This is a genomic window from Microbulbifer echini, assembly GCF_041447225.1.
GTDB lineage: Bacteria > Pseudomonadota > Gammaproteobacteria > Pseudomonadales > Cellvibrionaceae > Microbulbifer > Microbulbifer echini.
The window spans coordinates 111,262-130,724 of the sequence record NZ_JBGMEL010000007.1 but is presented as its reverse complement, the minus strand read 5'-3'; the positions used below and the strand labels follow the sequence as shown (position 1 = coordinate 130,724).

Here is a 19,463-nt window from a genome sequence, read left to right as displayed (position 1 = left end):
GGGAGCAGACAGAATGAGCGATGTAACCTCAGATCCGGTAGTGATCGTTGGAATGGCACGCACCCCGATGGGTGCTATGCAGGGCAGCCTGTCGGCGCTGAGCGCACCGCAGCTGGGTGCCGCAGCGATTCGCGCAGCCCTGGAGGACGCCGGCGTGGCGCCGGCCGATGTCGATGAAGTACTGATGGGCTGTGTGCTCCCGGCTGGTGTTGGTCAGGCTCCTGCACGCCAGGCGGCACTGACGGCGGGCATTCCCGAGGGCACACCTGCTACCACGGTGAATAAAGTCTGTGGCTCCGGTATGAAGACCGTGATGATGGCCCGAGACGCCCTGCTGCTGGGCGAGGGGAAAATTATCGTCGCTGGGGGTATGGAGAGTATGAGCAACGCTCCGTATCTGATACCCAAGGCCCGCTCCGGCATGCGTCTCGGACACGGTGAGATCAAGGACTCTATGTTCCTCGATGGCTTGGAGAATGCGGCCGATGGCAAGTTGATGGGGACCTTTGCCGAGGCTACGGCAGAAAAATACGGTTTCACTCGTGAGGAGCAGGATGCCTTCGCGTTGGAATCTCTCGCCCGCGCCCAGGCGGCTATCGAGAGCGGTGGCTTCGAGCGCGAAATCGCCCCGGTCACTATCACTTCGCGCAAAGGCGAGGTGCAGGTTGGCACCGATGAGGCGCCGGGCAATGCTCGCCCGGACAAAATTCCCCAGCTAAAGCCAGCTTTCCGCAAAGATGGCACCGTGACAGCGGCCAACTCTAGCTCTATCTCCGACGGCGCTGCGGCCTTGGTGTTGATGCGCAAAAGCGAGGCGGAGAAGCGCGGCCTTAAAGTGCAGGCGGTGATCAAGGCCCAGGCCCAGTTTGCCCGCGAGCCCGAGTGGTTCACCATCGCCCCCGTAGGCGCCATGCACAAGTTGCTGGAGAGTAGCGGCTGGTCTGCTAGCGATGTCGATCTGTTTGAAATCAACGAGGCCTTTGCTGTGGTGACCATGGCGGCTATGCGCGAGCTGGACCTGCCCTGGGAGAAGGTCAATATCAATGGCGGTGCCTGCGCACTGGGGCATCCGCTCGGGGCCAGTGGTGCCCGAATCCTGACTACTCTGCTGGCGGCGATGGAAAAACGCGATGTGAAAAAAGGGGTGGCGAGCCTCTGTATCGGTGGTGGTGAGGCCACTGCGGTAGCGATAGAGCGCGTATAAAAAGCTCGGGCTCTTTTGCATAAAAAACGGAGGCTTGAGCCTCCGTTTTTTATGTTGCCGATTCTCGCCGGGTCGCATCTGAGCCCGGCGGCGACGCTCCAGTTTTAGTTGATGTACTCTACGGCCTTGACCACTTTTTGAACTCCGCCAATAGAGCGGGTGATGTCCGCGGCGCGTTCGGCTTCGGCCGGAGTCAGCAGGCCCATCAGGTAAACCACACCGTTTTCTGTCACAACCTTGATGCGGGCACCATCGATTTCCTTGTGCGCGAGCAGGTTGGTTTTTACCTTGGTGGTCAGCCAGGTATCGCTGGTGGAGGCGAGCAGGGTGACTTTGCCACGCACCTGGGTTTCATTATAAACCTGACGCACATTCTGCACCTGGCTTGCGGTGCGCCCGGCGAGCAGGCGCAATTCCTGATCGGGCACCTGTCCGGTAAGCAGTACCACACCATTGAAGGAGGTGATATCGATATTCGATGCCTTCAGGTCCGGGTGTGCTTTATTGATATTGACCGTAACTATGGTTTCGATTCTCTCGTCATCGATATAAGTGCCCAGTGAGCGCTTGCCCGGGTCTTGCTGAATGGGGCCATCGTGCGTGGCCTCCATAACGGTGCTGCAGCCGCTCAGAAGCGCGGTTGCGGCGAGTGCAGAGAGAAGACGTTTTCCCAGGGAAAGTCGGTTATTTTTCATTGTTCAGTCCTCGTAGCCACCAAACAGGCTGCTGTCGATTAAGTCACACAGGCAAAAAATAGTCAGAAGGTGTACCTGGTGTACTTCAGCTGCGACATCAGATGGTACGCGCAGTTCAATATCGTGTGTATCGATTAGGGCTGCGCAGTCGCCGCCGTCGCCGCCGGTCAATGCCAGTATGCCCATATCGCGATCCCGCGCAGCGCGCATGGCTTGTACCAAATTGGAATCGCGGCCGTCGCTGCTAATAATTACCAGAAGGTCGCCGGGTTGGCCCAGGGCGCGCACCGGATGGGCAAAGGTATCCGCACTGCCGTGATTCTGTGCCACTGTGCCCATCGAGACCCCGTCGCTGTTGAGCGCCATGGCGGGCAGCCCGGGGCGCTCCCGCTGAAAGCCGCCAGTCAGTTGCGAGCAGAAACTCTGTGCCAGGGCACCGCTGACCCCATTGCCGCAGAGCAACACTTTGCTCTCTGCCAGCAGTGTGTGCACCACCATTTCACTGGCTTCCGCAATCAGGGGCGCCAGTATTTCACCGGCGTTCATGGTGGCTTCCAGGCTGTGGTGAAAAAGGGTTACGACTCGCTGTTCCATTGTGTCCTTAATACAGGCGAACTGCAGTTCGCCATAACTTGGCAAGGTAAATCTCGGTTTTGCCTCAAGCTTCGAAGGCGTTCTTTATCCACTGAATGTTTTGCGCATCGCCCTCTATGGCAAGGACATCGAAGCGGCATGGACAGTCCAGTTTGTGTTGTTGCAAATAGTTTTGGGCGGTGGCGAGCAGCTTCTGTTGCTTGCGGATATCCACACTGGCCCCGGCGCCGCCGAAGCGATTGTTGCGGCGAAAGCGCACCTCCACAAACACTACAGTATCGCTTTCGCGAGCGATTAGGTCTATCTCTCCGTGACGACTGCGGTAATTTCGTTCGATCAAAGAGAGTCCAGCACACTGTAAATAGTGTGCTGCGGCCTCCTCCATCTGGGCGCCGACGCTCCCCGCGGAGCCCTTAAAAAGCTTCACTTTCGCCGGGCTGCAGGCTGGGTTGTTGTGTGGGAAAGTGGGGCTCCATAGTGGTTACCGGGACGGGTATCCCCTTTTCAATTTGCGCCCACATCTGTTCGCGCACTATGCGGCCATCCGCACTTAGACTCAGCGCGCCGGTGAGGCCGTGCATCTTTTGTGCGGGGAATTGGCGCAACATGGGCAGGCGCGGATAGAGGCGGAACGCATCGGCGCCGAGGGCGTAAAGGCGCGCAAAAGCCGGTGGTGGGGCCGCCTGCTGTTCGATCTCCTGTTTGGTCGCATTGTCTTCAAACAGCCAGGGCAGAGCGGTAAATCGTACTCCATTGAGGTCGCGATCGCGGTTTGGGTTAGCTTTGCCGGCGAATACGTGTGAGGTCGCGTAAATTGGCAGGTCATTGGCGTAGTAGTAAGTCAGCATGGGGTTAATCTGTCGGGCCTGCTGCGGTAGGGCGGCGACAAAGATCATATCCACATCGTCGCGCCGGCGCGGAGTGAACTCCAGCGGTGCGGACAGGCGGCCCTGCAGCGTTTTCTTGCGCGCGTTGCTGTCGGGGATCAGTAAAGCATTACTAATCAGATTGGAAAACTTACTGCTTTTCGTGAAAGTTTTGTTGATGCTCACCGAGCCGCCGAGTTGTTGCCAAGCTTCCACAAAAGTCTCGGCACCGCGTTGCCCCCAGCTGCTATCGCTGGTCAGGATCATGGCTTGGCGGTGGCCTTGGCGGTAGGCGTGTTGGGCGATCTGGCGCGCTTCATCCTCAATGGCCAGGCCGAACTGAACCAGATCGCCAGTGAGGCGGCCCTGGTCGCCGTAGTTCAGGGCGAGTGTGGGTACGGGCAGCTTTTCGGTGGCCAACAGGTTGGCGACCTTGCTTTTGTCGAGAGGGCCGATAATGGTTTGGGCCCCCGCATCCACCGCGGCTTGGTAGATTTCCTCGAAAGGCTGCTCGGTGCCGGTGTCGTACACCATTACTTTTGGCGTTGCGGCACCGGCTGTCAGGGCGGTGTAGTGGGCCGCCATAAAGCCGTCGCGAATTGCGCGACCGGCGCTGCCGAGTGATCCGCTGAGTGGTAGCAGCAGGGCGATATTATTGGCGCGTTGATCCGCCAAGCGCTCGAGCAGCTGCAGCGCTTGAGGTGGATGGGTATTGGCGCTGTGGGCTGGCCAGCGTTCGCGCCAGCGGCTTAGGGCAGAGAGCTGCGAGCTGATATCGGCCTGGGTGTCGCGCCCCAGCAGAGCCAGCTGGTACCAGCCGCGCATCTGTGTGTCACTGCTGGTGTTGGCGCGCTGCTGGAGTTCGCTGGAGGGGAGTTGAGTCAGCAGTTGCCAAAAACCGTTGTTGTTTTCGGTAATGGTCTTGTCGGACTGGGTCAGGTAGGAAATCTCGCGGCGCTCACTGATGGCGCTGTCCAGGTTGCCCAAGAGCCCCCAGAGATCGGCGCGCAGGTTGCGCAGTGGCAGCGCTGTGTCGCGCGGCAGTTGCGGCCAGACACCCTCGAGGCGGGGTGAAGTCGCCAGATCTAGGGCCTCAAAGAAATCGTCATCATCGACTAGAAGGCTGCCGTACACCTGGGCGTAGTTGGCAAAGAGGGTGTTATCGAGCTGCTCGGGAATAATTTTGGTAACAGCTTCTTTGGCCGTCTCTTTGTCGCCCAGCTCGTATAGAATGGCCGCCGCTTGCAGGCGCTGTTGATCACGTGCGGGTGTCGGCAGGGTGTCTGCCCTGCGCAGCAGGCGCACGGCATCACTGCGGCTGGCTTGGTGGCTGGCCGGATGTGTTGGCTGGTAGCCCCCTGGTCGTGAGGCCGGAGTCTGGCAGGCAGCCAGTGCCAGTGCCAGTGTGGCGGTTGCCACACTGGTTATCACAGTAGAGGTACGCCGGGAAGAGGCGGACATATTCTTCTCCCGCAAAATTTATATTTGGAGTGAACAGCTATGGGGCCGGATCAGGCGCTACTTTATATTGTCGCTACGCCCATCGGTAATTTGGCCGATATGGTACCGCGAGCCATTGAAGTTCTACAATGTGCCGATCTGGTTGCGGCAGAGGACACACGTCACAGTCAGAGACTCTTTTCTCATTTCAATATCGATACGCCTCTGATGGCGTACCACGATCACTCCGACGACAAGCGCACCAACCAGATCCTGCAGCGTTTGGAGCAGGGGCAAACGGTGGCGCTGATCTCCGATGCGGGCACGCCACTGATTTCTGATCCCGGCTACCGCCTGGTGCGCGAGGCGCGTGAACGGGGCATCCGCGTAGTGCCGATTCCCGGAGCCTGTGCCTTCGTGGCGGCACTGAGTGCGGCGGGATTGCCCAGTGATCGATTCAGCTTTGAAGGTTTCCTGCCCGCCAAGACCGGCCCGCGGGAGCGGGCACTGCAGGAGCTGGCGGGGGATACCCGTACTCTGGTCTTCTACGAGGCCCCGCACAGGGTGGCCGATACTTTGCAGGCTATGGCAGAGGTTTTCGGCGCCGAACGCGAGGCGGTCATCGCGCGGGAAGTGAGCAAGGCGTTCGAAACTTTCCAGTTACTACCCCTGGGTGAGCTGGTGAGCTGGGTGCGCTCCGATAGCAATCAGCAGCGCGGTGAGATTGTCTTGCTGGTGCGCGGTGCCGAGCGCCGTCGCGACACAGAGCTGGATGGTGAGGCGCAGCGGGTAATGTCTCTGTTGCTGGCCGAGCTGCCACCCAAAAAGGCCGCCGCTATTGCCGCTGAGATCACAGGGGTGAACAAGAAGGTTCTGTATAACTGGAGCCTGGAACAGAAATAAGGCGCAATCTTTTCGCTTTGTGGGGAAATCGCTGTTGCAATCCAGCTGTCGCCTCATTACTCTTCGCCGCGAGCTGGCCGGGCAATCGCTGTCGCCTTGTGCGATGGAGGAAAGTCCGGGCTCCATAGGGTGGAACGCCAGGTAACGCCTGGGGGGCGCGAGCCTACGGAAAGTGCAGCAGAGAGTAGACCGCCGATGGCCCGCTTGCGGGCACAGGTAAGGGTGAAAGGGTGCGGTAAGAGCGCACCGCGCGGCTGGCAACAGTTCGCGGCATGGTAAACCCCGTTCGGAGCAAGACCAAATAGGCCCTCAATAGGTGTGACCCGCACTGAGGGCGGGTAGGTCGCTTGAGGTGTCTGGCGACAGGCATCCCAGATGAATGATTGTCCTCGACAGAACCCGGCTTACAGGCCAGCTCACACAATTCTAAAGCCCGGCATCCGCCGGGCTTTTTGTTTTGGCCCCCAGTTTGGCCCCCAGTTTGGCGCTGGTTGGTTGGCGCGAATCCCCATTGCGATTTAGTGAGGAAGTTTGGGCTTTTGTCGTTGGCGCAGGCATCGGCACAGTGGCGGCTAGTTTAAGATGATCGATTATTTTGTGAGTGAGCGCTCGCACTATTTGGCTGGGTTGTGGGAGTGATTTTTATGTCATTGCTTCCATCTGGGCTGCAGACCGCGAATTTACTGGGGTTTATGGGGACTTTGCGGTCGATTTCCTTGACTTTGTGTCGACCAGTTTTATAGTGTCGAAGGTGGGGAAAAGTGGAAAATCGTGGAACTTTGTGGTTTATTCGTTGCGGGTGAGTGGGTATTTACACCGCGCGGGTAAAGTTTGAATTTTTCCTGCTATCGGCCCGCCAAAATAAGGCCTGCCGCGACAAGTGCGAAACAAGCGAGCTATATCACAAAGTGTATCTGGGTAGCCATGCAATCAATATGGACGCCAAGGGGCGTCTGGCGATTCCGGCGAGGGTCCGCGACCACTTGCTGGATGAGTGTGCCGGTTGTCTGGTGGTGACTGCCCATACGGAAGAGCGCTGCTTGCTGGTATATCCGGCGCCTCAATGGCAGCAAATCCTACCGAAGGTGGAGGCTCTCCCCAGTTTTAACAAGGTGGCACGGCGTGCCCAGCGGTTACTGATTGGCTACGCCTGTGAGCTTCAAGTCGATGCTAATGGCCGTGTGCTGATTCCCCCCACCCTACGTGAGTACGCGGGGTTGGAGAAAAAATTGATGCTCGTGGGGCAGGGTAAGAAATTAGAACTTTGGAGCGAGGAACGCTGGATGTCCTGGCTCGATGACAGTGAAGACGAGGAGGGAATGCCTGAGGAAATGGCTTCCCTCTCTTTATAGGAGCACACCGGGTGTCTCAAGAATTGCATCGCAGTGTGTTGCTGCGTGAGGCCGTGGACGCTTTGGTGATTGATCCAGAGGGTTTCTATGTGGACGGAACCTTCGGGCGCGGTGGACACAGTGCCGCGATCCTCGAACAGCTAGACCCTAACGGGCATCTGCTGGCGGTGGATAAAGACCCCCAGGCGATTGACTACGCGCACGAGCGTTTTGCTGGTGAGGCGCGTTTTTCGATTTGGCACGGTTCTTTTGCCGATATGGATCTCGCCGTAGCCGAACGGGCCGGCAAGGTCAGTGGCATCCTGCTGGACTTGGGGGTTTCCTCACCTCAGCTGGACCAGGCCGAACGCGGCTTTAGTTTTATGCAGGATGGGCCATTGGATATGCGCATGGATACCAGTCGAGGTATCAGTGCCGCCCAGTGGGTCAATACCGAAGCCGAGGCCGAGATGGTGCGGGTATTTAAAGAATACGGTGAGGAGCGCTTTGCCCGACGTATTGCCGCTGCGATTGGGCGCCGCCGAGTGGAAACACCATTTGCGCGCACTCTGGATTTGGCCGAGGTGGTCAAGGCGGCCAACCCGGCTTGGGAGAAGGGCAAGCATCCCGCTACCAGGGTCTTTCAGGCAATTCGCATTCACGTGAATGGCGAGCTGGATGATCTGCACAATGCACTGGAAAAGTCTCTGCAGTTGCTGGCACCTGGAGGGCGGTTGGTCATTATCAGCTTCCACTCCCTGGAGGATCGCATGGTTAAGCGCTTTATCCGCGACAAAGAGCGCGGGCCAAAGCTGCCTCGCGGGCTTCCGGTGATGGATAGCGAAATTATTAAAACCCTGCGTTCACTGGGTAAAGCGGTGAAAGCCAATACCGTGGAAATCGATGAAAATTTGCGCTCGCGCAGTGCCGTAATGCGGGTTGCGGAAAAATTGGGCGGGAGTTGATCTGGTGTCCACTAGATCGCTATTGGCCTTGGCCGCACTTTGGGTCGCTGCAATTGCCTCGGCTTTGGCGGTGGTGTATTCGACTCAGCGCAATCGGGAGTTGACCGCCGAATTAGGTAGGGCACAAAAGGCCCGCGATGAGTTGCGCTATGAACAGGAGCGCTTGTTGTTGGAGCGAGGCGCCTGGTCTGCCTACAGCCGTGTGGAGAAGGTGGCGCGAGAAGGGTTAAAAATGCATATGCCGAGCCCCTCGGAGCAGGTGCTGGTTCCGGCAGAGTGATGCTTTAGCGCAGGGGTTTACACTGCGCTTCTGTATTTATAGGCGCGAATGGATTTCTATCTAATCGCGGCAAAATAACCATAAAAATTTTATGTGCCGATGCGCAATCGGGGGTGGTGGTCGAATGCTCCCGCGAAGAGGTTTGTCCTCAGGATGAAAATATAACGCCAATTGGAAAATTATGGGCGCAGTAAAGAAAAAGCAAACTCAACCGGGAATCGCTCGCTGGCGCTTTGTGCTGGTGGCGGCCCTGTTGTGTCTGCTCGCCCTGGCGTTGGTGTTGCACCTGGCGCGTCTACAGGTCGTGCCCGCAGCAGAGCGGGGTTACCGTTTTCTGCAGGACCAGGGGCGCGCGCGTACCATCCGCACTGAGGAGATAGCGGCTTACCGAGGCTCCATTGTCGATCGCAATGGCGAGCTGTTGGCGGTGAGCACCCCTGTACACAGCCTTTGGGCCAACCCCAAGCTGCTGCGTGAAAGCAGTCCTGCCCAGGTAAGCGAACTTGCACGGGCTCTGCAGATAAAGCCGGGAGCGTTGTCTGCTCGCCTGGAAAAATACCGCAATAAAGAATTTATGTACCTGCAGCGCCACCTGACGCCCGAGCAGGCGGAGCAGGTGTTGTCTCTCGATTTGGCCGGCGTTTACAGTAAAAAGGAATACCGCCGTTTTTACCCTGCCGGAGAAGTGGTTGCGCAGCTACTGGGATTTACCAATATCGATGATCGGGGGCAGGAGGGTATTGAACTCGCCTATGACAGCTGGCTCTCCGGTGAGCCTGGAGCCCAGCAGGTGGTCAAGGACCTGAAAGGCCGTACGGTGCAGGAGCTGGCTATTCGGCGGGAGGCCCAGCCGGGGCAAGAGCTGCGCCTGTCGATTGATATGCGCCTGCAATACCTCGCCTATCGGGAGTTGAAACGTGCCGTGGCGGAAAACGGTGCAGCCTCCGGGTTTATGGTTATTTTGGATACCCGCAGTGGCGATGTCCTGGCGATGGCCAATCAACCTTCTTTTAATCCCAATAATCGCAAGGGAGTGAAGGCCGCGGCAATGCGCAACCGCGCCCTGATCGATCAGTTTGAGCCCGGCTCTACGGTGAAACCCCTGACAGTACTGGCCGCCCTTGAGAGCGGGCGCTACAAACCCTACACCCAAATTGATACCAGTCCGGGTTATATCCGTGTGCCCGGCAAAACCCTGGTGGATCCGGTTAACTACGGCAAGCTGGATTTGACCAGCATTATTACCAAGTCGAGCCAGGTGGGTATTACAAAAATTGCCCTGGATTTGGAACCAAATACGTTACGGGAACTCTTTTACCGCCTGGGGCTGGGAGAGGCGATTGGTAGTGGCTTCCCTGGAGAGACCCCGGGAATCCTTCCCAGCCGCAGTCGCTGGCATCCAATCGAGCGGGCCAATTTTGCCTTCGGCTACGGTTTAACAGTGAATGCGGTGCAACTGGCCCAGGCTTACAGTGTACTGGCCAACAGCGGGCTCAAACGCCCGGTGTCTCTGGTTTTATCCGGTGACAAAACGGACGCTGAAGCGGCGCGCGTGGTCGAAGGACCCCTCGCTAAGCAGGTGAGCGCCATGCTGGAGACGGTCATTGGCAGTCGTGGTACCGGCCGCCTTGCGGCGGTTGAGGGTTATCGGGTGGCGGGAAAGACCGGCACAGTACACAAGGTTGGCCGTGGTGGTTATGCCGATAATCGCTACCGCTCAGTATTCGCGGGTTTTATCCCCGCAGATAAGCCGCGCCTCGCCGCGGTTGTAGTAATAGACGATCCCAGTCAGGCGAAATATTACGGTGGTGAAGTGGCCGCGCCGGTATTTGGCGCTGTGATGACTGGGGCCATGCGCCTGCTGCAGGTACCGCCGGAGCGTAAGTCGTCGGCGGAGCGGCAGCTGGCCGCGCAGTTAAGCGAAAGGGGTTCAAAGTCGTGACTCAGCGCGAACAATTATTTATTTCCCTGCAGGAGCTGGTGCCCGGCTATGCGGGTATTCCCGATGTGCCGGTCAGTGGAGTGGCGCTCGACAGCCGCCAAGTGGCGGCGGGCGATGTTTTTATGGCGTTGCGTGGCTCAGTTGTAGATGGGCGGGCCTATATTGATGCGGCTATCGATGCTGGTGCTGCAGCGGTACTGGCCGATGGGGATAAGCTGGAGAGTAAAGAATACCGAGATATTCTAGTGGTCACTGTGCCGGGGCTCGCCAAGCGTGTGGGGGAGATTGCCGCGCGCTTCCACGGTAATCCCAGTGGAAAAATGCATCTGGTGGGGGTGACTGGCACGAATGGTAAAACCACCTGCGCCTATCTCACTTCCCAACTACTCGCCCAGCATTTTGGTAGTGCCGCACTGATTGGCACCATTGGTAATGGCATTTGGAATAATGGCGTGATTGAGCTGCAGGAAACTGGGCTCACTACGCCGGATCCGGTGCGCTTGCAGAAGGATTTTGCCGATTTTCGCGATCGCGATGTGGGCGCGGCGGCGATGGAAGTCTCCTCCCACTCCCTGTCTCAGGGGCGGGTGCATGGCCTTATTTTCGATACGGCAATTTTCACCAATTTGTCCCGCGATCATCTCGATTATCACGGCAATATGGCGGCCTATGGCGCGGCCAAAGAGAAACTTTTTGGCTTGCCGAAATTAAAGCGCAGCATTATTAATTTGGATGATCCATTCGGTGCGCAGTTGGCTGAACGCTGTAGGTTACGCGGGCTGCGTGTACTGACTTATGGTCTGCAGGCGGGTGACCTGCATGTGACGGATTTGCGTCGCCACGAAAAAGGGTTTTCTGTGCAGCTCAGCTCCCCATGGGGAAGTGGAGAACTCAACGCGTCACTGATTGGCGATTTCAATATATATAACGCTCTTGCCGTAGTGGCTGCAGCGGGTTCTGCGGGGATGCCGTTTGCAGAAATTCTTGCGGCTTTCCCCTCTATTCAGGCGGTGCCTGGTCGTATGGAGCGGGTGCAGGTTGAGGATGCTGACGAAGTGGGCGTACTGGTCGATTACGCTCATACCCCGGACGCGCTGCGCGCTGCACTCGCCGCTGCGCGCCCTTATTGCCGTGGCAATTTGTGGTGTGTGTTCGGTTGCGGTGGCGATCGCGATACCGGTAAACGCGCTTCCATGGGGCGCATAGCCTCCGAAATGGCCGATCGCGCCATCGTAACCAGTGATAACCCGCGCAGCGAGGAACCGCAAAAAATTATTGACGATATCCTTGAGGGCGCCGCGAGCAATATTGAAGTGGAAATTGATAGGGCCAAGGCCATTGATCGAGCGGTAGCTGCGGCGCAGCCGGGCGACATCGTATTGATTGCTGGCAAGGGCCATGAGGATTATCAGATTATCGGTAGCGAAAAAATTCACTTTTGCGATCGTGAACAAGCTGCAGCGGCGCTTCGCCGGCGCACGGGCAAATCCGCCCAGACCGAAGGTGTAGAGGGGGAAACTGAGTGATTGGGTCGCTGACTCTACAACAGTTGCAGAAGCGCTTTGGCGGCGAACTGGTGAATGGTTCTGTCGAGTTTTCCGAGGTGTGTAGCGACACTCGCAAGCTGAGTCCCCAGGCCCTGTTTGTCGCCCTGGTGGGCGATAACTTCGATGCTCACGATTTTGTCGGTGAGCTGGATGGCCAGGTACTGGGTTTGGTGGTTGATCGGGAAGTGCCGAACTGCGGATTGCCCCAATGGCGGGTGGAAGACACTACCGTGGCGCTCGGCCAAATTGGTCTGCTGTGTCGCGAGCAATTCAGCGGGCCGGTTATTGCCATTACCGGCTCTTGTGGCAAAACAACGGTCAAGGAAATGTTGTCGGCGATTTTTTCCCTTAGCCACACACCCTGTGTGACCAGGGGCAACCTGAATAATCAATTCGGTCTGCCCCTAACGCTCTTCAGTCTTTCCAGAAAGCACGATGTATTGATTCTTGAAATGGGGGCCAACGGGCCGGACGACATTGCCTACTTGTGCAGTATTGGGAAGCCGCAGGTCAGCGCCGTTAATAATGTAATGCCTGCCCATGTAGAGGGCTTTGGCTCTATTGATGCAATTGCGAAGGCAAAGGGGCAGATTTACACCAGTCTGGATATTGGCGGTACGGCAATTATTAATGCCGACGATAATTATGCCGATTATTGGCGGGGGCGGATGCCTGAAGGCGTAGAAACCCTGGAAGTAGGCCTGGCCAGCCAGTGTGAAATTTATGCGGATAATATTGTTCTGGATAAAACCGGATGTGCCGCGTTCGACCTGGTTATCGAAGGACTTGCGCACCCGCTGCAATTACAGTTACTCGGTGAACACAATGTGCACAACGCGCTGGTAGCCGCGGCCTGTGCTTTTGCTGCTGGTTTGTCTGCAGCAGAAATTGTCCAGGGGCTCAGTACTTTGAAGGGCGTAGACGGCCGCCTGCAGGAACAGCGCGGCATCGCCGGGGCCACTGTCATTGATGATAGCTATAACGCGAACCCGGGTTCGGTCGGGGCTGCTATTGAACTGCTGGCGCAGCGCTCGGGTAAGAAAATCCTGGTGCTGGGGGATATGGCTGAGCTTGGCCCAGATGCTGAGGAGATGCACCGCAGTGTCGGAGACCTGGCGCGGGAGCGCGGGCTCGATGCGCTATTTACTCTGGGACCGTTGGGTGCCGCTGCCAGCTTGGCGTTTAATCAGGGGAGCAGTGAGTCCTTGCGAAATTACCGGAACAGGGAGCCGCTTATCGCAGCTCTGACTCACGAACTGGATAACAATACCACCATTTTGGTGAAGGGTTCTCGCAGTGCCCGTATGGAACTGGTCGCTGAGGCCCTGCTTGGCAACAGCAGAGGGGAGAAGTAATGCTGCTTTGGCTGGCGGAATTATTACAACAACATGTGAGCACCTTTTCGGTGTTCAACTATTTAACCATGCGCGCCATTCTGGCAGCCCTGACGGCCCTGGGTATTTCCCTGATCGTTGGGCCGCGCATGATCACCTGGTTGAACCGTTTGCAGGTTGGGCAGGCGATCCGCGACGATGGTCCACAAACTCACCTGAGTAAGTCCGGTACTCCCACGATGGGCGGCACCTTGATTCTTGCCTCGATCTTTGCCTCGGCGCTGCTGTGGTCGGATCTTGGCAATCGTTATGTGTGGGTTACCCTGTTGGTGACTTTTGTCTTCGGTGCCGTTGGATTTGTCGATGACTATAAAAAGGTCGTACACAAAAATCCCCGCGGCTTGATCGCGCGCTGGAAATATTTTTGGCAATCCATTGCCGGCCTGGGCGCGGCAATTTATTTGTTTATGAGCGCGACGAGCCCGGCGGAGACTCAGTTTTTTGTGCCCTTCTTTAAGGATGTCGCCATTAATCTGGGGCCGGTCACTTTTATTTTATTGACCTATTTTGTAGTAGTGGGATCGAGTAATGCCGTAAATCTCACCGATGGTCTCGATGGCTTGGCGATTATGCCCACGGTGATGGTGGGAGGAGCCCTGGGGGTTATCGCTTACTTGTCAGGACATGCTGAGTTTGCCGATTACCTGCACATTCCCTCGATCCCCGGCGCCGGTGAACTGGCCGTTTTTTGCGCGGCATTGTGTGGCGCCGGCCTCGGGTTTCTATGGTTTAACACCTACCCTGCTCAGGTGTTTATGGGGGATGTAGGTGCCCTGGCGCTGGGCGCGGCACTCGGCATCATCGCGGTGATTACTCGTCACGAAATTGTGCTGTTTATCATGGGCGGGGTGTTCGTGATGGAGACGGTATCGGTAATTTTGCAGGTGGCCTCATTCAAGTTGACCGGCAAACGTATCTTCCGTATGGCACCACTACATCACCATTTTGAATTAAAAGGGTGGCCTGAACCGCGCGTGATTGTGCGTTTCTGGATTATTACGGTCATTCTGGTTTTAGCCGGATTGGCAACACTGAAACTTCGATAAAAATACAATGAGTCTGATCGCGACTTCATCGCAGCACAAAGTGGTAATTGGGTTGGGCGCTACCGGAAAATCGGTGGTGCGCTACCTGCTGCGTCACGGTCACACTCCGCTGGTGGTGGATAGCCGCGATAATCCGCCGGGACTGACTGCGTTTAACCGGGAGTTCCCACAGATATCGGTGGAAACTGGGCCCCTGAGTGTGAACACTTTGCTTGCCGCCAGTTTGATTATTGCCAGTCCAGGCATTTCCCTGTCAGAGCCTGTTCTACAACAGGCCATTGCCGAGGGTATACCGGTGGTGGGGGATATCGAATTGTTTGCGCAGGCTCTGCTGCGCAAGCAGTCGACCGCGAAATTGGCAGCGATTACGGGCTCCAATGGCAAAAGTACGGTAACGACTCTACTTGGGAAGATGGCTGAGGTTGCCGGAGTTCCCGTGCGCGTAGGAGGCAATATCGGTGTGCCGGTACTCGATTTACTGGATGACCCGCTGCCCGAATTGTTTGTGCTGGAACTGTCCAGCTTTCAGCTGGAGACCACTTACTCCCTCGCGCCCACGGTGGCTACCGTATTGAATATGAGCGCGGACCATATGGACCGCTACCCCAGCATGGTGGAGTATCACCGGGCTAAACAGCGTATTTATCGCGGTGCTGAGGCGTTTGTGGTCAATCGTGAGGACCCGCTGAGTCAGGGGCCGCTGTCGCGAGACCGGCGTGAGACGAGTTTCGGCCTGGACCAACCCGACCTCAAACAGTTCGGGGTGCGCAAAGTTGGTGGAGAAAGTTGGCTGGCACAGGGTAACGAAAATTTATTGCCCGTCGGTGCGCTGGCCATGGTGGGCAAGCACAATATTGCCAACGCTCTGGCTGCGCTGGCAATGGGCCGTGTGGTTGGATTGCCGATGGATGCAATGCTCTCGGTATTGCGCACTTTCCCAGGCCTGACACACCGCTGCGAGCGGGTGGCAGATTTGCATGGCGTTACCTATGTCAATGATTCTAAAGGCACTAACGTCGGGGCAACCCAGGCCGCGCTCAATGGGCTGGCTACCCCAGTACGAAAAATCGTATTAATTGCCGGAGGTGATGGCAAAGGTGCGGACTTTTCCGCCCTGGGAAAGAGTGCCGATACGCTGCGCGGGATGATTTCAATCGGTGTGGACGGCGATAAGATCGCCCAGGTATTTGCCGATCAATGCACAACTATCCGAGCGGACTCCATGGCCGATGCGGTAGGCAAGGCTCGCACAATGGCCCACAGTGGAGACTATGTGCTTCTATCGCCGGCTTGTGCGAGTTTTGATATGTACCGCAATTTTGAGGCCCGCGGTGATGATTTCCGTAAAATCGTGACGGCGCTGAGTGAGAACGCAGAGGCGGGGCAATGAGTGAATTACCCTCTCTGAATCGTAGGCGCAATTTCCTCGACAATCTGTTGCCGTTTAGTGTTTTGGCGCTGGTGAGTATTGGTGTCGTGATGGTGGCCTCGGCCTCCATTGCATTTGCTACAGATATTTATGCGGACCCATGGTACTTCCTTAAGCGTCACTTGGTGTTTTTGACAATTGGCGCTATGGCCGCATTACTTGTAAGCCAGATTCCTTTGGTCATTTGGTCGCGTTTGTCCTGGCCACTTCTTTTATTTTCCTGCTTGTTGCTGATTGTGGTACTGGTGCCCGGTATTGGGCGAGAGGTGAACGGTAGCCGGCGTTGGTTGGTGTTTGCGGGTATCACTATCCAGCCTGCAGAAGTGGCCAAGTTTTGTATGTTGGTCTTTTTTGCCAGTTTTTTAACGCGTCGCAGCAAACAACTACATCACTGGAGCAGCTTTATGGTGCCTGTGGTGATTCTTGCAGTTGTCGCTTTCCTACTGTTATTACAGCCGGATTTTGGTTCTGTTGTGGTGCTCTCTGGCACAGTGCTGGCCATGGTTTTCTTGGGGGGCGCGCGCTTACCTCACACATTTTTGTTGGTGGCAGCTGCGGCCTGTGGACTTGCGCTGATGGCACTAATGAGCCCCTATCGTCTGCAGCGTTTATTGACATTTTTAGACCCCTGGGGAGATCAATTTGCCAGTGGTTATCAGCTTACTCAGTCGCTGATCGCATTTGGTCGCGGCGAGTGGTTTGGGGTAGGCCTGGGTAACAGCGTACAGAAGCTGTTTTATCTCCCCGAGGCGCACACCGATTTTATTTTTGCCATCCTCGCGGAAGAGTGGGGCATGTTTGGTGGTCTTGTTGTTGTAGGGCTCTTTGTATTGTTGACCTGTTCACTGCTGCGCTTGGTGCGTGAAGCGTTAACACAGCAGAAATTCTTTGCCGCCTTACTGGCATTTGGCATGGCTGTTCAGCTGGCTGGGCAGGCATTCGTGAATATGGGGGTGGCCTCAGGTCTGCTACCGACCAAGGGTTTGACTCTGCCGTTTGTCAGCTCTGGCGGCAGTAGCTTGATTGTGTGCTGCGCCCTGCTGGGGTTGGCTTTGAGAATTCGCACCGAGTTGCGTGAGCCACTGACTAGCGGCGATGAAAATCCGGGTTTGTTTGGCCGCCTTCCCATCTTTATCCGGCGCCGGACTAGCGGTGGAGTGGCCCGTGGGGAGGTGGCTTGATGGCCCATAATGGGAACATATTTGCCGGCAAGAAATTCTTAATGATGGCCGGTGGTACAGGTGGACATGTTTTCCCCGCACTTGCAGTGGCAAAGGCTTTGCAAGAGGAAGGGGGCTGTGTCGAGTGGTTGGGTACCCAGCGTGGCATTGAGGCGCGTTTGATCCCTGAGGCTGGAATACCTCTGCACTGTATTCGCGTGGTGGGTGTGCGCGGAAAAGGTAAGTTGGCCCTCCTGAAGGCGCCGGTGCAGATATTGCGTGCAGTGGCACAGGCCCGCGCCGTAATTAAAAAAGTTTCGCCGGACGCGGTGCTGGGCTTTGGTGGTTTTGCAACAGGTCCCGGCGGAGTGGCTGCAAGGCTCAGTGGAATTCCCCTGATTATTCATGAGCAAAATGCGGTAGCCGGCACGACCAATCGCCTGCTTGCTCGAATTGCGAGCAGGGTACTAGAGGCTTTCCCCAGTGGCCTGCCTGGTGCGAAACAGGTTGGCAATCCCGTGCGCGCTGAGATCGCGGGCCTTCCAGATCCACAGCAGCGTATTGGGAGTGAATCGCCTCTGCGACTGCTGGTCCTCGGTGGCAGTCTCGGCGCTGTGGCAATTAATGAATTAGTCCCTAAAGCCATTGCCTTGTTGCCGTCGCCAGTGCGCCCGAAAGTGGTTCATCAGGCTGGAGAGCGCCACTTACAGCTGGCCCTAGAAGCCTATAGTGCCGCCGGGGTAGAAGCTGAAGTTGTGCCTTTTATTGCGAATATGGCCGATGCTTACAGCCGGGCGGATTTGATCATTTGCCGTTCTGGTGCGCTGACGGTATCGGAAATCGCTGCCGCCGGAGTCGGAGCGATTATGGTGCCCTTTCCATTTGCGATCGACGATCACCAAACACGCAATGGAGAGTGGCTGCAAAATGCTGGTGCAGCAGTGGTTATCCAGCAGAGTGCCATGGATGCGCAGGGGCTGTCAGAGCTATTAGAGAAACTGCTCTCTGACCCCCAGAAATTATTGGCCATGGCGCAAGCTGCACGGGGTGTGGCAAAGATTGATGCAACGGAGCAGGTAGTTGGTGCCTGTGCCGAAGAGCTGGCGCTTGCCAGATAATAAACGCAACAAAAGTGGATCAAGGTTAGAGAGTATGTCTTCTGAGCGTGCCAATGCGAAAAAAAGTTACGCGGTACCGGCAATGCGTCGCATCCGTCGCATCCACTTTATTGGTGTTGGCGGTGCGGGTATGAGTGGCATCGCTGAGGTGCTGCAGAACCAGGGTTATGAGGTTTCCGGCTCCGACCTGCGCGAGTCAACCGTGACAGATAGGCTGCGCAAGCTCGGGGTAAACGTGCAAATCGGGCACAGTGCGGAAAATATTCGTGGTGTGGATGTGGTCGTGAATTCCTCTGCGGTGCATGGGGATAATCCCGAGCTGGTCGCCGCCCAGGAAAATCGTATCCCAATTGTGCGCCGTGCAGAAATGCTCGGAGAATTGATGCGTTACCGCTATGGCATAGCCGTGGCGGGGACCCACGGCAAGACCACAACAACCAGCCTGATCGCTTCGATTTTTGCGGCGGATAAAAAAGACCCCACTTTTGTGATTGGTGGGCTGGTCAATGCGGCTGGTGCCAATGCCGCGCTTGGCGAGAGCCGCTACCTGATCGCTGAGGCGGATGAAAGCGATGCGTCTTTTATCCACCTACAGCCGATGGTAACGGTGGTAACCAATATCGATGCGGATCATATGGAGACCTATGGCGGGGACTTCGAAAAGGTCAAACAGATCTTTATTGATTTTGTTCACAACCTGCCTTTTTATGGCCTCGCTGTCGTTTGTGGGGATGATGCCAATGTGCAGGAGGTGATTCCGAAATTCTCCCGCCCGGTGTTGACCTATGGATTTGCTGAGGGTAATGACTTTCGCATCGTCGAGGTAAATCAGGAGCCATTGCGCAGTCACTTTACGGTGCAGCGCCCCGGTGGAGACCTGCTAGAGGTCTCGGTAAATACCCCAGGTATTCACAACGTGCTGAATGCCACTGCAGCGATTGCCGTGGCTAGTGACGAGGGCATCGGCGATGAGGCCATTCAGAAGGGCCTCGAGGGTTTTCAGGGGGTGGGTCGCCGTTTTCAAATTTATGGAAATTTCTCTGTTAGTGACGACGGTAACGCAGAAAAAGTGATGTTGGTGGACGATTATGGCCACCATCCTCGGGAAGTGGCAGCCACAGTTAAAACCGTGCGCGATGGCTGGCCGGAGCGGCGCCTGGTTATGATTTATCAACCGCACCGCTATACGCGCACCCGGGACCTTTTTGAAGATTTTGTTCAGGTTCTCTCCGAAGTGGATAAATTAATTTTATTGGACGTGTACAGTGCCGGGGAGCCGCCGATAGCCGGAGCTGATGGTCGAACGCTGGCGCGCAGCCTGCGCAATCGTGGCCAGGTCGATCCGATTTTTGTTGAGACCGTGGATCAGGTGCCCCCGATTCTAGCTGACTTGCTAGAACCCGGCGATGTGGTTTTGACCCAAGGGGCGGGTAATGTGGGGGCTCTTTCACAAAGGCTGGCACAGTGGCGTCTGGGTGAGAACAGCACCGAGGATTGAGTGGCGGTGAGACCCTCAGAAAAAAAATCCACGAGAACAAAGCGCACACCT

Annotated in this window: 17 protein-coding genes and 1 other RNA gene; 14 read left to right on the top strand and 4 right to left on the bottom strand. The window is 56.6% G+C overall.

What is annotated here, in order from left to right; translation table 11 throughout:
• The first annotated feature begins 13 nt into the window (after nt 1-13).
• Nucleotides 14-1,204: a thiolase family protein gene (locus ACCI51_RS08865; protein WP_299582643.1), complete on the top strand. Its 1,191-nt coding sequence runs from the start codon at nt 14-16 to the stop codon at nt 1,202-1,204.
• A gap of 104 nt (nt 1,205-1,308) precedes the next feature.
• On the opposite strand, the gene ACCI51_RS08860 is transcribed toward ACCI51_RS08865, so the two are convergent.
• The 4 genes from ACCI51_RS08860 to ACCI51_RS08845 all read right to left on the bottom strand — a co-directional run bounded on the left by ACCI51_RS08860 (nt 1,309) and on the right by ACCI51_RS08845 (nt 4,820).
• Complete coding sequence (locus ACCI51_RS08860; RefSeq protein WP_299582646.1) at nt 1,309-1,899, bottom strand: BON domain-containing protein; 591 nt, start codon at nt 1,897-1,899, stop codon at nt 1,309-1,311.
• Between the two features lie 3 nt (nt 1,900-1,902).
• Entirely contained in the window at nt 1,903-2,493 is a 591-nt protein-coding gene (locus ACCI51_RS08855) for an SIS domain-containing protein (RefSeq protein ID WP_299582649.1), read from the bottom strand.
• Nucleotides 2,494-2,557: 64 nt separating this feature from the next.
• Nucleotides 2,558-2,920, bottom strand: coding sequence for a YraN family protein (locus tag ACCI51_RS08850; RefSeq protein WP_299582652.1), 363 nt, complete (start codon nt 2,918-2,920; stop codon nt 2,558-2,560).
• On the bottom strand, nt 2,907-4,820 hold the full coding sequence (locus ACCI51_RS08845) for a penicillin-binding protein activator (protein WP_371843328.1): 1,914 nt from the start codon (nt 4,818-4,820) through the stop codon (nt 2,907-2,909). The genes ACCI51_RS08850 and ACCI51_RS08845 overlap by 14 nt, the downstream gene beginning before the upstream one ends.
• Before the next feature lie 39 nt (nt 4,821-4,859).
• On the opposite strand from ACCI51_RS08845, the gene rsmI reads away from it, so the two are divergent.
• From rsmI to murC, 13 genes are all read left to right on the top strand, one after another.
• Nucleotides 4,860-5,702: a 16S rRNA (cytidine(1402)-2'-O)-methyltransferase gene (rsmI, locus tag ACCI51_RS08840; protein WP_371843327.1), complete on the top strand. Its 843-nt coding sequence runs from the start codon at nt 4,860-4,862 to the stop codon at nt 5,700-5,702.
• Nucleotides 5,703-5,771: 69 nt separating this feature from the next.
• An RNA gene (gene rnpB / locus ACCI51_RS08835) (RNase P RNA component class A) lies at nt 5,772-6,125 on the top strand.
• Nucleotides 6,126-6,610: 485 nt separating this feature from the next.
• On the top strand, nt 6,611-7,054 hold the full coding sequence (gene mraZ, locus ACCI51_RS08830; protein WP_371843375.1) for a division/cell wall cluster transcriptional repressor MraZ: 444 nt from the start codon (nt 6,611-6,613) through the stop codon (nt 7,052-7,054).
• 11 nt (nt 7,055-7,065) lie between these two features.
• The gene (gene rsmH, locus ACCI51_RS08825) at nt 7,066-7,998 is read left to right on the top strand and encodes a 16S rRNA (cytosine(1402)-N(4))-methyltransferase RsmH (protein WP_371843326.1); all 933 of its coding nucleotides are present in this window, start codon (nt 7,066-7,068) and stop codon (nt 7,996-7,998) included.
• 4 nt (nt 7,999-8,002) lie between these two features.
• A complete protein-coding gene (ftsL, locus tag ACCI51_RS08820) occupies nt 8,003-8,278 on the top strand; it encodes a cell division protein FtsL (protein WP_299582664.1) in 276 nt (91 codons plus the stop codon).
• A gap of 181 nt (nt 8,279-8,459) precedes the next feature.
• A complete protein-coding gene (locus ACCI51_RS08815) occupies nt 8,460-10,220 on the top strand; it encodes a peptidoglycan D,D-transpeptidase FtsI family protein (protein WP_371843325.1) in 1,761 nt (586 codons plus the stop codon).
• On the top strand, nt 10,217-11,746 hold the full coding sequence (locus tag ACCI51_RS08810) for a UDP-N-acetylmuramoyl-L-alanyl-D-glutamate--2,6-diaminopimelate ligase (protein WP_371843324.1): 1,530 nt from the start codon (nt 10,217-10,219) through the stop codon (nt 11,744-11,746). Before ACCI51_RS08815 ends, ACCI51_RS08810 begins: the two co-directional genes overlap by 4 nt.
• The gene (locus ACCI51_RS08805) at nt 11,743-13,122 is read left to right on the top strand and encodes a UDP-N-acetylmuramoyl-tripeptide--D-alanyl-D-alanine ligase (RefSeq protein WP_371843323.1); all 1,380 of its coding nucleotides are present in this window, start codon (nt 11,743-11,745) and stop codon (nt 13,120-13,122) included. Before ACCI51_RS08810 ends, ACCI51_RS08805 begins: the two co-directional genes overlap by 4 nt.
• Nucleotides 13,122-14,207, top strand: coding sequence for a phospho-N-acetylmuramoyl-pentapeptide-transferase (mraY, locus tag ACCI51_RS08800; RefSeq protein ID WP_299582675.1), 1,086 nt, complete (start codon nt 13,122-13,124; stop codon nt 14,205-14,207). The genes ACCI51_RS08805 and mraY overlap by 1 nt, the downstream gene beginning before the upstream one ends.
• Before the next feature lie 7 nt (nt 14,208-14,214).
• On the top strand, nt 14,215-15,597 hold the full coding sequence (murD, locus tag ACCI51_RS08795) for a UDP-N-acetylmuramoyl-L-alanine--D-glutamate ligase (RefSeq protein WP_371843322.1): 1,383 nt from the start codon (nt 14,215-14,217) through the stop codon (nt 15,595-15,597).
• Complete coding sequence (gene ftsW, locus ACCI51_RS08790) at nt 15,594-16,817, top strand: putative lipid II flippase FtsW (RefSeq protein ID WP_299582681.1); 1,224 nt, start codon at nt 15,594-15,596, stop codon at nt 16,815-16,817. The genes murD and ftsW overlap by 4 nt, the downstream gene beginning before the upstream one ends.
• On the top strand, nt 16,817-17,914 hold the full coding sequence (gene murG / locus ACCI51_RS08785) for an undecaprenyldiphospho-muramoylpentapeptide beta-N-acetylglucosaminyltransferase (RefSeq protein WP_371843321.1): 1,098 nt from the start codon (nt 16,817-16,819) through the stop codon (nt 17,912-17,914). The genes ftsW and murG overlap by 1 nt, the downstream gene beginning before the upstream one ends.
• A gap of 34 nt (nt 17,915-17,948) precedes the next feature.
• Nucleotides 17,949-19,412, top strand: a complete 1,464-nt coding sequence (gene murC / locus ACCI51_RS08780; RefSeq protein ID WP_299582687.1) for a UDP-N-acetylmuramate--L-alanine ligase — start codon at nt 17,949-17,951, stop codon at nt 19,410-19,412.
• Nucleotides 19,413-19,463: the final 51 nt, after the last annotated feature.